Annotated in this window: 12 protein-coding genes; 6 read left to right on the top strand and 6 right to left on the bottom strand. The window is 63.4% G+C overall.

All coding sequences use genetic code 11. From position 1 onward, the window contains the following. Positions 1-210 precede the first annotated feature (210 nt). Complete coding sequence (locus AC6I6U_RS22955; protein WP_497878315.1) at positions 211-1,998, top strand: acyl-CoA dehydrogenase C-terminal domain-containing protein; 1,788 nt, start codon at positions 211-213, stop codon at positions 1,996-1,998. A 78-nt stretch (positions 1,999-2,076) separates the two neighbouring features. Continuing rightward, positions 2,077-3,240, top strand: coding sequence for an iron-containing alcohol dehydrogenase (locus AC6I6U_RS22950; RefSeq protein WP_497878314.1), 1,164 nt, complete (start codon positions 2,077-2,079; stop codon positions 3,238-3,240). Positions 3,241-3,258: 18 nt separating this feature from the next. On the opposite strand, the gene AC6I6U_RS22945 is transcribed toward AC6I6U_RS22950, so the two are convergent. From AC6I6U_RS22945 to AC6I6U_RS22925, 5 genes are all read right to left on the bottom strand, one after another. Next, positions 3,259-4,116 (bottom strand): glucose 1-dehydrogenase, encoded by an 858-nt coding sequence (locus tag AC6I6U_RS22945; protein ID WP_497878313.1) that lies wholly within the window; start codon positions 4,114-4,116, stop codon positions 3,259-3,261. A gap of 96 nt (positions 4,117-4,212) precedes the next feature. Continuing rightward, positions 4,213-4,389: a con-10 family general stress protein gene (locus AC6I6U_RS22940; RefSeq protein ID WP_497883084.1), complete on the bottom strand. Its 177-nt coding sequence runs from the start codon at positions 4,387-4,389 to the stop codon at positions 4,213-4,215. 204 nt (positions 4,390-4,593) lie between these two features. After that, positions 4,594-5,154, bottom strand: coding sequence for a type 1 glutamine amidotransferase domain-containing protein (locus tag AC6I6U_RS22935; RefSeq protein WP_497878312.1), 561 nt, complete (start codon positions 5,152-5,154; stop codon positions 4,594-4,596). Between the two features lie 93 nt (positions 5,155-5,247). After that, positions 5,248-5,805 carry an ATP-dependent Clp protease proteolytic subunit gene (locus AC6I6U_RS22930; protein WP_497878311.1) on the bottom strand — a complete coding sequence of 186 codons (558 nt, stop codon included), beginning with the start codon at positions 5,803-5,805 and terminating at the stop codon, positions 5,248-5,250. 17 nt (positions 5,806-5,822) lie between these two features. Beyond that, positions 5,823-7,613: a thiamine pyrophosphate-requiring protein gene (locus tag AC6I6U_RS22925; RefSeq protein ID WP_497878310.1), complete on the bottom strand. Its 1,791-nt coding sequence runs from the start codon at positions 7,611-7,613 to the stop codon at positions 5,823-5,825. A gap of 231 nt (positions 7,614-7,844) precedes the next feature. Here AC6I6U_RS22925 and AC6I6U_RS22920 point away from each other — a divergent pair, with 231 nt between their 5' ends. From AC6I6U_RS22920 to AC6I6U_RS22910, 3 genes are all read left to right on the top strand, one after another. Then, positions 7,845-8,381, top strand: a complete 537-nt coding sequence (locus AC6I6U_RS22920) for a hypothetical protein (RefSeq protein ID WP_497878309.1) — start codon at positions 7,845-7,847, stop codon at positions 8,379-8,381. Between the two features lie 288 nt (positions 8,382-8,669). Continuing rightward, positions 8,670-8,867 carry a hypothetical protein gene (locus AC6I6U_RS22915; RefSeq protein ID WP_497878308.1) on the top strand — a complete coding sequence of 66 codons (198 nt, stop codon included), beginning with the start codon at positions 8,670-8,672 and terminating at the stop codon, positions 8,865-8,867. A gap of 55 nt (positions 8,868-8,922) precedes the next feature. Next, the gene (locus tag AC6I6U_RS22910) at positions 8,923-9,474 is read left to right on the top strand and encodes an STY4526/YPO1902 family pathogenicity island replication protein (RefSeq protein WP_497878307.1); all 552 of its coding nucleotides are present in this window, start codon (positions 8,923-8,925) and stop codon (positions 9,472-9,474) included. 73 nt (positions 9,475-9,547) lie between these two features. Here the strand turns inward: AC6I6U_RS22910 and AC6I6U_RS22905 are convergent, their stop codons facing one another. Further along, the gene (locus AC6I6U_RS22905) at positions 9,548-11,659 is read right to left on the bottom strand and encodes a TonB-dependent siderophore receptor (RefSeq protein ID WP_497878306.1); all 2,112 of its coding nucleotides are present in this window, start codon (positions 11,657-11,659) and stop codon (positions 9,548-9,550) included. Positions 11,660-11,858: 199 nt separating this feature from the next. Here AC6I6U_RS22905 and AC6I6U_RS22900 point away from each other — a divergent pair, with 199 nt between their 5' ends. Then, a complete protein-coding gene (locus AC6I6U_RS22900) occupies positions 11,859-13,124 on the top strand; it encodes an MFS transporter (protein ID WP_497878305.1) in 1,266 nt (421 codons plus the stop codon). The last annotated feature ends 19 nt before the right edge of the window (positions 13,125-13,143 follow it).

Genomic DNA, 13,143 nt, shown 5'->3' with positions numbered 1-13,143 from the left:
GCCGGAATACATGGGATGCAAAATTAAAATTTCAAAAATACTAGGGCCCTGACTAGGGTTGCCGCAATCCCTTCGTTCATCGATTCAGGAGCGCCGCCCAGTGACCCACCTCTACCCAACCTTCGTCATTGGCGCCGTCCCTACCGGGCCGGTGCAGTGCCTCCCGAATCAGGCCGGGCTCCGCCTGGCGAGCGGCCGGGAGGAGCAGGCATGAACTACCGTGCGCCCCTGCGTGACATGCGTTTTGTCCTGCACGAAGTGTTCGACGTGGCGGAACATTGCCGCCGCCTTGGCAATGGCCTGGACCGTGAGACGATCGAGGGCATTCTGGAGCAGGGGGCGCGTTTCGCCAGCGACGTGGTGGCGCCGCTCAACCGCCAGGGCGACGAGCAGGGCTGCCGCCTGGAGCAGGGGCGGGTGCTGACCCCGGACGGTTTTCCCCAGGCCTACCGGCAATACGTCGAACAGGGCTGGGCGGGCATGACCGGCCCGGTCGAGTACGAGGGCCAGGGCCTGCCGCAGATGGTTTCGGCCAGTTTCCATGAAATGCTGATGGGCGCCTCGCTGTCGTTTCGCATCTACTCCGGGTTGACCGAGAGCGCGGTGCTGGCCCTGCACCGTCACGGCAGTGAAACGCTCAAGCGCGACTACCTGGGCAAGCTGGTCAGTGGCGAGTGGACTGGCACCATGTGCCTGACCGAGCCGCAGGCCGGTACCGACCTGGCCCTGCTGCGCACGCGAGCCCGGCCCGAGCCTGAGGGCAGCTACCGCATCAGCGGCAGCAAGATCTTCATCAGCGGTGGCGACCAGGACCTCAGCGAGAACATCGTGCACCTGGTGCTGGCGCGGCTGCCGGACGCGCCTGCCGGCGTCAGGGGCATCAGCCTGTTCCTGGTGCCGAAGTTCGAGCCTGGCGCGGATGGCCGCCCTAGACGACGCAATGCCGTCGAATGTGGCGCCCTGGAACACAAGATGGGCATCAAGGGCGCAGCCACCTGTGTGATGAACTTCGACGAGGCCCGTGGCTGGCTGATAGGCGAGGCCAACCAGGGCCTGGCCTGCATGTTCACGATGATGAACGATGCCCGCTTTCAGGTCGGCCTGCAGGGGCTGGGTATCGCCGAGGCGGCGTTCCAGGGCGCGCTGGCCTATGCCCGCGAGCGCCTGCAATCGCGTAGCCTGGCCGGCGCGGTGGCGCCCGAGCGCGCGGCCGACCCGATCATCTCTCACCCCGATGTGCGCCGCATGCTGCTGACCCAGAAGACCCTGGTCGAAGGTTGCCGGCTGCTGGCGGCGTGCACCGCCCGTGAACTCGATGTGGAACACGGCGACCCGGACCCGCAGGTGCGCGAGGCCGCTGGCCGGCGCGCGGCGTTGCTGATCCCGATCGTCAAGGCGTTCTTCACCGATGTGGGCCAGGAGGTTGCCAGCCTGGCCGTGCAGGTCTATGGCGGGCATGGCTACATTCGCGAGTGGGGCATCGAGCAGTTGATGCGCGACAGTCGCATCACCCAGTTGTACGAGGGCACCAATGGCATCCAGGCCTTGGACCTGATTCGGCGCAAGGTGCTGGCCGACGGTGGCGAACAGATACAGCAGTTGATTGAGGAACTGCTCGATGAGGCGGCGGCCTGCCGCGATCCGGCCCTGGTCGAAATGGCCCAGGCGGTGACTCGGCAGTTGGAGCAGTGGCGCGACCTGAGCCGGCAGATGCTCGACCTGTGCCGGGATGACGTCCAGGAGATCGGCGCGGTGTCGGTGGATTTCCTCGCCTATTCTGGCTACGTGCTGCTGGCGGCGTTATGGCTGCGGGCAGCGGCTTGCGCCAGCGCGGCGCTGGCCAGGAGCAGCGAGGACCGCGCGTTCTACCAGGCCAAGCTGCAGGCCGCGACGTTCTACTGGCGACGGGTGTTGCCGCGGGCCGGCGCCCATCGCGAGGCGTTGCTCGGGGGCGCGCAGTGCCTGATGGCCATGAGCGAGGAACACTTCGCCTTCTAGCCGGCTTTCCCCTGAAGCCGCTCGCGCAAGTAGCGCAGCGGCCGGTGCCATCCCTACAAGAACAAGAGGAACCTGGACATGCAGCCTTTTCATTTCGCCACCACCCCGCAACTGCTCTGCGAAGCGGGCGCCGCCGCCCGCCTGGCGCAACTGTGCCAGCAGCGCGGTGCCCGTCGGGTCTTGATCGTCACCGACCCCGGCATCATCCGCCTGGGCCTGCTGGATGACCTGTTGCCCGGCTTCACCCAGGCCCGGCTGGGCGTGGCGATTTTCAGCGATGTCTGCGCCGACCCGAGCGATAGCTGCGTACTGTCTGCCGTCGAACGTGCCCGGCATATTGGTGCCGACCTGATCGTCGGTTTTGGCGGCGGCAGTTCGATGGATGTCGCCAAGTTGGTGGCGCTGCTGGCGCATCCCGAATGCATTCAGGCGCTGGATGAACTCTATGGTGTCGATCGGGCCCAGGGCCGACGCCTGCCGCTGGTGCAGGTACCGACCACGGCCGGAACCGGTTCGGAGGTCACGCCGATTGCGGTGGTCACCACCGGGCAGGCGAGCAAGATGGGCGTGGTGTCCTCGCTGTTGCTGCCGGACCTGGCGCTGCTCGACGCCGCGCTCACCCTGGGCCTGCCGCCGGCAATCACCGCGGCCACCGGCATCGATGCCATGGTCCATGCGATCGAAGCCTATACCAGCAAACTCAAGCGCAACCCGCTGTCGAGCCTGCTGGCCCGTGAGGCGCTGAGATTGCTGGCGAGCCACCTTGACCAGGCGGTCCATCAGGGCGACAACCTGGCGGCTCGCCAGGCCATGTTGCTGGGTGCCTGCCTGGCCGGCCAGGCCTTCGCCAATGCGCCGGTGGCGGCCGTGCATGCGCTGGCCTATCCGCTGGGTGCGCACTTTCATGTGCCCCATGGGCTGGCCAATTCACTGGTGTTGCCCCATGTGCTGCGCTTCAACCGGCCCGCCGCCTTTGCCGACTACGCCGAGCTGGCGCCGGTGCTGCTCGGCGAGCGGCTGCGGGCCGGTGACCCGCAGGCGCGCTGCGAGCAGTTCATCGAAGAGCTGGCGCAACTGGCGCCGCGGTGTGGCTTGCCGACCCGGCTGCGCGACGTCGAGGTGCCACGCGAGCGCCTCGAACAACTGGCCGAGGATGCGCTGCAGCAGCAACGGCTGCTGGTGAACAATCCCCGCGAGGTCAGCCGGGCCGATGCCCTGGCCATCTACGAAGCGGCGTTCTGAACCGGTTCGGGTGGCAGGTCAGAGGATCGGCTTGCCGCCGGTGACCCCATACCGCGAGCCGGAGATATAGCTGGACTCGTCCGAGGCCAGCAGCACGTAGATGGGCGCGACCTCCACGGGTTGGCCGGGACGGCCGAGGGGCGTCTGTTCGCCAAAGTGCTGTACCTCTTCAGAGGGCATGGTGGAGACGATCAGCGGAGTCCAGATGGGGCCCGGCGCCACGCTGTTGACCCGGATGCCCTGGGGCCCGAGCAATTGCGCCAGCCCGGCAGTGAAGTTGGCGATCGCGCCCTTGGTGGTCGCGTAGGGCAGCAGGGTGGGCTTGGGTGCGTCGGAATTGATTGAGCTGGTGTTGATGATCGAGCTGCCGCTGGCCATGTGTGGCACCGCCGCCTTGCAGATCCGGAACAGCGCGGTGATGTTGATATCGAAGGTCCGTACCCATTCCTCATCGGAAATATCCGCCAGCTCATGATGGGTCATCTGGTAGGCGGCATTGTTGACCAGCACATCGATACGGCCGAATGCTTCCACGGTCTTGGCGACGATCTCATGGCAGTGCTGTTTCTGCGCCAGGTCGCCGGGCAGCAGCAGGCACTGGCGCCCGGCCAGCTCGACCCAGCGTGCGGTTTCCCTGGCGTCTTCATGCTCGTCCAGGTAGGCCACGGCGACATCCGCACCTTCGCGGGCAAAGGCGATCGCCACGGCGCGGCCAATGCCGCTGTCGGCGCCGGTGACCAGGGCGATCTTGCCCTGCAATCGACCGGAGCCCTGGTAGCTCTGCTCGCCGCAATCGGGATAGGGTTCCATGGCTTTTTGCGAGCCGGGCGTGGACTGCGGTTGTGCCGGGAACGGCGGGCGGGGGTAGGCTTTCATAAGCGCGTCTCCATCAGGAGCGGGGGGAAGGGCAGTTCGCGGGGGGACTGCCGGAAAAGAGGCAGGGGCCGAAGCCCCTGCGCAATGGATCAGTTATCAACTGCGACCGCCGCCGCCGTGTTGGCCACCTTTCTTGCCTGCCTCGGATGCTTTCTGCCGGTCATTGGCGAAGTTGTTGCCGCCGGATGCCTGGCCACCTTTCTTGCCCGCTTCAGAGGCTTTCTGGCGATCGTTTGCGAAATTGCCCGAGTTGGATTTTCCGGTATTAGCCATGATGCGATACCTCGTGATTAATTGAAGGTTGCTTGTCATCGCGGCAAGCATTAATTGGGAGTTGGCCAACTAACGAAAGGTTGAAAAATAATATTCGAAGTTCGACGAACGGTTATTTGATAGTGATTTGATCTTTGCGCTGCCGCTTGCGGCTATAAGCAAGCGGCACGCTTAGATATATATCTACAGATTGCCGGCGATCATTCAGGCGGCGGCCAGGGCCTGGGCGATGGCCTGGTTGAAGGCCGGCAGGTCGTCGGGGTTGCGCGAGGTGATCAGGCGCCAGCCATTGGCCTGGCATTGCTTGACCTGGGCGTCGGCCCACTCGGCCTTGGCGTTGACCAGGTCGGTGCGCACGCTGGGGTAGGAGGTCAGGGTCTTGCCGGCGATCACCCCGGCGTCGATCAGCGCCCAAGGCCCATGGCAGATGGCTGCGACGGTCTTGCCGGCCTTGACGAAATCATTGATCAGGCGCAGGGCGCTGGCATCCTGGCGCAGGGTGTCGGCATTGACGGTGCCGCCGGGAATCACCAGCGCATCGAAGTCGGCGCTGTCGAGGTCGGCCAGCTTGGCATCGGAGTCGACCACCTTGTCCTTGTCGGTGTCGTGGAGGAAGGTCTGCGTCGCACCGCCCTGGCTGGAACCATGGGTGACGGTGGCACCCAGGCCACGCAATGTTTCCAGTGGCTTGAGCAATTCGTCACGCTCGATACCGGTATTGGAGGTAATGACGAGAATTTTCTTGCTGCGAAGTTGTTCGCTCATGGGGAAGTTCTCCATTGTCGATAAAGTGTGTGCCATTCATCTGAAAGATGATTGCGATTTGAAGTTCAGATTGATTGGGAATAGTGCAAGCAGCTAATCGCCACTGACTTTCCAGTGCTTGATATCCGTGGCAAATACCACCTGCCGGACTTCATGTGCGATGCCATAGGCCAGGGACTCATGGGCGGCGATGACTTTTTCCTCGGCCGACAGGCACTTGAAGATATCCAGCTTGGTTTCGGCATCGTCGGTCTCGACCTCATAGATCTTCACGTAGCGCGCCAGGTCGTTGTCCAGGCTCGACAGGTATTCGCGCAGGCGCTGGTGATCCACCGAATTCTGGCTGAAGTACCAGTTCATCGGGTGGATCAGGAAGCGCGAGTGGGGGGCGGTGATGCGTCGATGGGCGGCGAGAAACATGATGATGCCCATCGATTCGATGTTGCCGGCATTGACCGCGCACAGTGGCACCGGCAGGGACTTGAGAAAGGTGTACAGGGCGAAGCCGAAGTTGGTGCTGCCGCCCGTGGTGGAGAGGTTGAGCAGCAGCGATTGCGCACCTTGCTCGATAGCCTCCAGGCAGCAGTCGCGAAAGCGCTCGGTGGTACTCTGATCGATCTGGCAATGAAAGTGCACGATGTGTTCGCTCATGGGATCAACCTCTGGCCTTACCGCTTGCGTTTGGGCAGCACGGCGCTCACCACCTGCTTGGCCGTCTGCACGATGATGCCCGCTTCATCGGGGTCGCCCTGGATCAGGGCCGAGGCGAATTTCTTCGCCTGTTCAAGCTTGATGTGCGCCGGCAGCGGCGGCACGTCGGGGTCGGTCTTGAACTCGATCAGCACCGGGCAATCGGCGGCGAGGGCTTCTTCCCAGGCAGCGGCGACGTCTTCGTCACGTTCGACGAAGATGCCCTTGAGGCCGATGGAAATCGCGAACAGGTGGTAGGGCACGTCCGGGATCGATTGCGAGGCTTCGAACTTGGGATCGCCTTCCATCACCCGCTGTTCCCAGGTCACCTGGTTGAGGTCCTCGTTGTTGAAGACCGCGCAGATCCATTTCGGGCTTTGCCACTGCCGCCAGTACTTGGCCACGGTAATCAGCTCGGCCATGTTGTTCATCTGCATGGCGCCGTCGCCGACCAGCGCCACCACGGTCTGTTGCGGGTGGGCGAACTTGGCGGCGATCGCATAGGGCACTGCGGCACCCATGGAGGCCAGGCCACCCGACAGGGAACACTGCATGCCGCGGCGGATCTGCAGGTCGCGGGCATACCAGTTGGCGCAGGAGCCGGAGTCGCTGGTGATGATCGCGTTGTCGGGCAGACGCGGCGACAGTTCGAACACCACCCGTTGCGGGTTGATCGGGTCGGCCTTGACCAGCGCACGTTTTTCCAGGGTCTTGTCCCAGCTGGCGCGCCAGCCCTCGACCTTCTTGCGCCACGGGCGGCGGGTCTTGTGTTCGAGCAACGGCAACAGTGCCTGCAAGGTCTGCGCGGCATCGCCCTGCAGGTTGACCTCCATGGGATAACGCAGGCTGAGCATGCCGGCCTGCAGGTCGATCTGCACCGCGCGGGCCTGGCCTTCCTTGGGCAGGAACTCGGCGTAGGGGAACCCCGAACCGATCATCAGCAGGGTGTCGCATTCGTTCATCAGCTTGTAGCTGGGCTCGGTGCCCAACAGGCCGATCGAGCCGGTGACCCAGGGCAGGTCGTCGGGCAGGGCGGCCTTGCCCAACAATGCCTTGGCGACCCCGGCGCCGAGTTTTTCGGCCACGGCGATCACCTCCTCGGTGGCCTGCAAGGCACCGGCGCCGACCAGGATCGCCACCTTGTTGCCGGCGTTGAGCACATCGGCCGCGCGTTGCAGGTCATCCGCGTAGGGGATCACCCGCGGGGCGTTGTAGCCAGGCCCGGAATGCGCGGTGCCGTGGGCGCGACGAGGCTCTTCATAATCGAGGTCCTGCAGGTCGTTGGGCAGGATCAACGCCGTGACGCGCCGCTCACCGGTGGCGATGCGCAGCGCGCGGTCGACCAGGTGCCGGACCTGGGACGGCGCCGAGGCCTGCTGGACGAACGCACCGGCGACATCCTTGAACATCGACACCAGATCCAGCTCCTGCTGGTAGTGGCTGCCCAGGGCGGTCCGCGCCTGTTGCCCGACGATTGCCAGCACCGGCATGTGGTCCATCTGCGCATCGTAGAGGCCGGTCAGCAGGTGCGAGGCGCCGGGGCCGGAAGTGGCGATGCACACGCCGGGCTCGCCAGTGAACTTGGCGTGGGCGGTGGCCATGAAGGCGGCCATTTCCTCGTGGCGGGCCTGGATGAACTCGATCTTGCCGTGGCTACGGTTGAGGGCGCCGAAGACGCCATTGATGCCATCTCCCGGATAGCCGTAGATCCGTCGTACGCCCCATTGATACAAACGTTCCACCAGGAAATCGCCTACGGTCTTGCTCATCGGACACCTCGCTGCTCGAGTGGATGGCATGGTGGTCGCGGTCGCCTGGACCGCGAAGCCTGCGCACGCCTTGAGAGTCGTATAGGGGTCTGGACCGGGCGTGGCCGGATAAAGTTTCAACCAATGCCTGGACGGTCGTCCCGCCCTCTGGACGTGGCTAAATCGGATTGAATCATTCCGGCGGTGGGCAGGTCGGTAGAGTTTCAGCGTCTATTCAGGGGGGACACGCCGGTGCCCAGAATCCTCACGTCACAGGTCAACGAGGACGAGTTGACCGAACAGAACGCCAAGATGTTCGGCTCGCCCAAGGAGCGCCTGGATTTCTATCGCCGCGAGATCCAGTACGAAACCAGCATCCTGTCCAACCGGACCGACGCCTACCTGAGTGCGCAGTCGTTCCTGGTGATCGCCTTCGCCTCCTGCATGGGCAACCTCAATCCTGAATGGGGCAAGCTCTTCACCCTGTCGCTGCCGCCGCTGCTGGCCCTGCTCGGCATTCTCAGTTCGCTCAATGCCTGGCCGGGGATCAAGGCGGCCTACGAAATCATCGACCACTGGCACTTCAAGCAGAGCCACCTGCTGCAGAGCGAGCCGGTGATGGGCCTGGCCTATGACGAGTCGCCGTTGTTCTGCGTGACCGAGTCGACGCACAAGGGCTACCGCAAGTCGCTGCTGTTTTCCCTGCGTTCGCCCTTGCTCTTCGCCGTGTTCTGGCTGTTGCTCGGTGCCTGGGCGGTCACCATCCAGGTGGCCAACTTTGGCGCCTGAGTGATCACTCCCACGCCACTTGTACCCCCCCTTGCCGAACCCTTCGCGCTCAATGCCTCACGAATGACGCCCGCTTTTTCCTGCGGGAGGGACGCTTTGTCTTACAGATAGCCTTGAGCAGAGCGACTACATAATTAGGGGCACCACAAAATTGCGTGGCAGAGGAGAGGGAAGACGCCCGGAACCACCGACGTGGTTTCGCGTCTGGCCTGCGGAAAGTTCGCTCTGTCTGCTCGACCATCATGGCTGGCGTGCCTCGGCGCGACGGCGACCACAGGGAGTACACAAATGGATTTGAGTTCCGACATCACCACCGGGCAGACCTGCATGGTCCTGCTCAGGATCAACCAGGAGTCATTGCGCCGCGACGGCTTTCTGTTCGAGCTGGCCAGCCATGTCGAAGGCTGGGCCGGCGTCGAGATCCTGAGTGTCGAGTTCGCTCACCGTGACGAATACGATCCCGGCCCGGCGGATTGCCTGGCGTGAAGCGGACGGGCCCGCTCGTGGGCTGTCATCTGACCATGGAATGGTGGAGGTTTATATGCACCCGTTGAATCTGGCAGTCGCCTTTCAAATCATGAATAACATCAAGAACGGTCAACTGCGCAGTTGCCTGGCCATGGGCTTCGAGGAAAAGGACCTGCAGACCCTGATCGACCCGCGCTGCATGGGTGCACTGGTGAACTCGCCGGTGCCCTGGTTCAAGGTGCTGGTCGACGGTGATGTTGTCCAGCGCCTGCTGACCCACATCAAGAGCGGCGACGAAGAGGCGCTGATCAGCCGGGCAATCAGCCTGGGGGCCAGTTCGCCAATGATTCTCGAACTGTTCGGACTGTCGCCCAAGGAGGTCGCCATCCGCCGCACGATGCTGGGCATACCGCATCGCAAGGGCCGCTGGCCACTGGTGGGGCACGAGCAGGAAATGCGCCTGTGGGAGCATTGGGTGCAACTGGCGAATGAGCTGCAGACCGATCCCGCTGATCCGCGTTCGGTGCTGCAGGCGGCGATGCTGATGACCGAAGGCGAGCCGGCCCTGAACCTGTCGATGGTCTGGGGGCTGGTCCAGGGCTGGATCGCCGAGGAACTGGTCTAGGACCTGGCGGACCAATAGCCGGGGAGGGCCGCTCCCGATGGGCAGCCCTCCTGTGCGATGCACAACGACCGGGTCAGTATTTCCAGGTCAGCGAGGCGGTCAGGTTGCGCGGTGCGCCGTAGTTGCTGGCCGTGCCGCTGTACAGGGACACCAGGTACTTGCGATCGGTGACGTTGTCGAGGTTCAGCGACGTGCTCCAGTTGCTGTTGATGTCGTAGCTGGCCATCAGGTCGACCACGGCGTAGGCGTTCTGGTGGATCTGGCTGTACGTGTCGTTTTGCACATTGCTCTGCCAGCTCACGCGAGTGCCAACCTTCGCTTGCGGCAGGCCGGGCAGGCGATAGGTGAGCATGCCGTGGAAGCTGTGCTTGGGGACGTACTTGCGCGCGCGATCGCCATCGTCGCCGTCGATCCGTACATAGGTGTAGCCGCCGAGCAGGTCGAGGCCGGGCAGCACTTCGCCGGAGGCCTGGAGTTCGACGCCATGGCTCTTGTAGTCATCGGTGTAGTAGAGGTAGCGGGTGCCTTCGTCAATGTAGCGGCTGTTGGACGCCACATTGCGTTGCTCGGTCTTGAACACGGCGCCTGTCAGGGTCAGACGGTCATCCATCAGGCTGCCTTTCACACCGGCTTCCAGGCTCTTGCCTTCCAGGGGCGCGAGGGGCTTGCCGTCGACGCCAAGCGTGGCGTACTGCGGATTGAAGATCTTCGTCCAGCTGGTGTACAGGCTCCACTGCTGGTTCAGGTCGTAGACCAGGCCCGTGTAGGGCGTGACCTTGCCGTGTTCGTGCTGGGTGTGATCGGCGCCATAACTTTCGCCCGAACCGTCTGTACTGAGCATGCGTGCGCCGGCGATCCAGTGCAGGTCGTCCGCCAGGCTGAAACGTGCACCGGCGAACAGGCTCTTCTGGGTGTCAGTGAAGTTCTGTGTGTCGGCATCGCTGGTGTAGATGAATGATGGGAGAGCCTCGGTACCCGCAAGAATGCCGGCAAACGAGGTGTGGTAGGAACCGTCTCCTCCCGCCGCATCGTATTCGAGAGCGGTCTGGTGGGTATGGCCATAACTCGCACCGAAGGTCAGTTCATGTTCACGTCCGAACAGGCTGAACGGGCCGGACACCTTGGCCTCACCGAGCAGTTCGTGGGCCTTGCTCGTGGTATGGGCCGCGTACGACTTGGCGTCATCATCGGTGACGCTGGAAACATAGAGCATGTTGGTGTCTTGTTTCTCGGTGATACCGGTCGCGGTCACCGTCGCGTTCCAACCATTGCCGAAATCATGCTTGAGTTCGGCGAAGGCCCGCTGGGTGTGCATGTTCCAGTAGGTCCACGGCTGGCCGACGCTGGAGCTGCGGCTGCTGTAGTGGATCGGGTTGTTGTTGCTGTCCACCAGCGGCAGGTTGCCCCAGGTGCTGCCATTCGAATCGCTGTTGTGCTGCGAGAAGCCGACCGTCAGGGTATCGGCATCGGACAGGTCGAAGGCAAGCAGGCCGGCGACCACGTTCTTTTCATGGCTGTAGCGATCCAGCCAGGAGTTGCCCTTGTCGTGGGCATAGATGAAGCGGCCGCGCACGTTGCCGCTGTCCGTCAGCGGCCCCGAAACGTCGACATCGATACGGCGGTTGTCCCAGGAACCGACGCTGGTTCCGATCTGGGCCTGGAAGGTGTCGGTTGGACGCTTGCGCACGAAGTTGACCGTGGCCGACGGGTTGCCGGTGCCACTCATCAGGCCGTTGGCGCCGTGAAGTACATCGATCTGCTCGTATTCGGCCATGTCCTGGTCGCCGATCAGGATCGTCTGGGCGAACGGCATGCCCATCCCATCGTATTCGAAGGTGCCGATGTCGAAGCCGCGCGAGGTGAACTCGGTGCGGTCGGTTTCGCTCTGTTCGACCGTTACCGAGGGCGCGGAGCGCAGGGCGTCCTTGACGCCGTTGAGCTTGAAGTCATCCATCTGTGCGCGGGTGATGGTGGTGATGGCTTGTGGCGTTTCCTTGTCCGTCAATCCCAGCTTGGTGGTGCTGGAAGAGGGCTGTCCTTGATATCCCTCGCTCTGGGCCTCGCCCGGAGTGCTTGCGCCCTGGATTTGCGTAGCGGGCAGTGTGACCTCGTCGGCGGCGTGCGCCTGGGGCAGGACACTGATGGCGCCCACAAGTAGCAAGGTGGTGGAAAGGCAAGGATTCAAGATTTTGTTTCCTGGGGTGTCAAAAGGAATTGATATTCTTAATCAATATGAGAATTATTACCAAATGTATCTTTATTGTTACTGACGGATGGGCGCCCAGACTCAGGTGGAAGACGCCATGAATAGTGGCGAGTGGACGAACTAACGTCAGGCGCCAGGGTCATTGCACTTATCCGCCGGTCCTGTCGAGAATGCTCGCTTGAAAACCCTCCCTGAAGCCCGCCGCAACGAACTGTCACTGGATTGGCTGAACTTCTTTCTCGCCGATGTGCGCGATGGGCTGGGGCCTTACCTGGCGATCTATCTGCTGGCGGTGCACAAGTGGGAACCGGCCAGCATCGGCCTGGTGATGACCCTGGCGGGGATTGCCGCGCTGCTCACGCAGGCGCCAGCCGGTGCGCTGATCGACCGGACGGTGGCGAAGCGGGCGGTGATCGTGGTGGCCGCCTTGCTGGTCACCGGCAGTTGCCTGTTGCTGCCGTGGGTGACTTCATTCGGCCTGGTGGCGCTGACGCAAACGGTCAGCGCGATCGCCGGTTCGGTATTTGCCCCGGCCATCGCCGCGATCTCCCTGGGGATTACCGGCCCCAAGGCCTTCACCCGCCGTACCGGGCGCAACGAAACATTCAATCATGCCGGCAATGCCTGCGCCGCGTTGCTGGCCGGTGGTTTCGCCTACCTCTATGGTCCGGTGGCGGTGTTCTACCTGATGGCACTGACCACGCTGGGTAGCGTCGTCACGGTGAGCCTGATCTCGGCCAAGGCCATCGACCATGACCAGGCCCGTGGTTTTGTCCCCGACCTGACGGGTGGTCATGGGCAGGCGTCCGGCGTCGGCGAGTTGCTGAAAAACCGCTCGCTGCTGCTGTTTGCGGTCTGCTGTGCGCTGTTCCACCTGGCGAACGCCGCCATGCTGCCGCTGGTCAGCCAGAAGCTGTCGCAGGTCAACTTGCAGATGGCGACGCCGCTGACTTCCGCGTGTATCGTCGCCGCACAGTTGGTGATGGTGCCCGTGGCGATGCTGGTCGGAGCCAAGGCCGACCCGTGGGGGCGCAAGCCGCTGCTGCTGATGGGTTTCCTGATCCTGCCCGTGCGCGGCCTGCTCTATGTGCTGTCCGACGATCCCTACTGGCTGGTGACGGTGCAGTTGCTTGATGGCATCGGTGCTGGCATCTTCGGTGCGCTGTTTCCGATCGTGGTCAAGGACCTCACCCAGGGCAGCGGACGCTTCAATGTCAGCCTGGGCGCGTTGTCCACGGCGTTTGGCGTGGGCGCGGCACTGAGTCCGGGGATTGCCGGGTGGGTGGTGCAGGCGCGAGGCTACGACGCTGCGTTCCTGACCCTGGCCGCGATTGCCGGCGTGGCGTTCCTGCTGTTGTGGCTGGCGATGCCGGAAACCCGCGAGCGCTCGAATTCGTTGGGCGAGACCACGGCTCCCGAGATCCCGCCCACGGCACTCACTTGATCGTGCCTTACCCTCTTTT

It is taken from the genome of Pseudomonas sp. UTLPPB19802, from assembly GCF_059730225.1.
This window is presented reverse-complemented; position numbering and strand designations above follow the sequence as displayed.

Coding starts and splice junctions, on each gene's coding strand:
- AC6I6U_RS22955 (WP_497878315.1), top strand. CDS start 211: ATGAACTACCGTGCGCCCCTGCGTGACATGCGTTTTGTCCTGCACGAA.
- AC6I6U_RS22940 (WP_497883084.1), bottom strand. CDS start 4,389: ATGGCTAATACCGGAAAATCCAACTCGGGCAATTTCGCAAACGATCGC.
- AC6I6U_RS22950 (WP_497878314.1), top strand. CDS start 2,077: ATGCAGCCTTTTCATTTCGCCACCACCCCGCAACTGCTCTGCGAAGCG.
- AC6I6U_RS22915 (WP_497878308.1), top strand. CDS start 8,670: ATGGATTTGAGTTCCGACATCACCACCGGGCAGACCTGCATGGTCCTG.
- AC6I6U_RS22910 (WP_497878307.1), top strand. CDS start 8,923: ATGCACCCGTTGAATCTGGCAGTCGCCTTTCAAATCATGAATAACATC.
- AC6I6U_RS22925 (WP_497878310.1), bottom strand. CDS start 7,613: ATGAGCAAGACCGTAGGCGATTTCCTGGTGGAACGTTTGTATCAATGG.
- AC6I6U_RS22945 (WP_497878313.1), bottom strand. CDS start 4,116: ATGAAAGCCTACCCCCGCCCGCCGTTCCCGGCACAACCGCAGTCCACG.
- AC6I6U_RS22935 (WP_497878312.1), bottom strand. CDS start 5,154: ATGAGCGAACAACTTCGCAGCAAGAAAATTCTCGTCATTACCTCCAAT.
- AC6I6U_RS22930 (WP_497878311.1), bottom strand. CDS start 5,805: ATGAGCGAACACATCGTGCACTTTCATTGCCAGATCGATCAGAGTACC.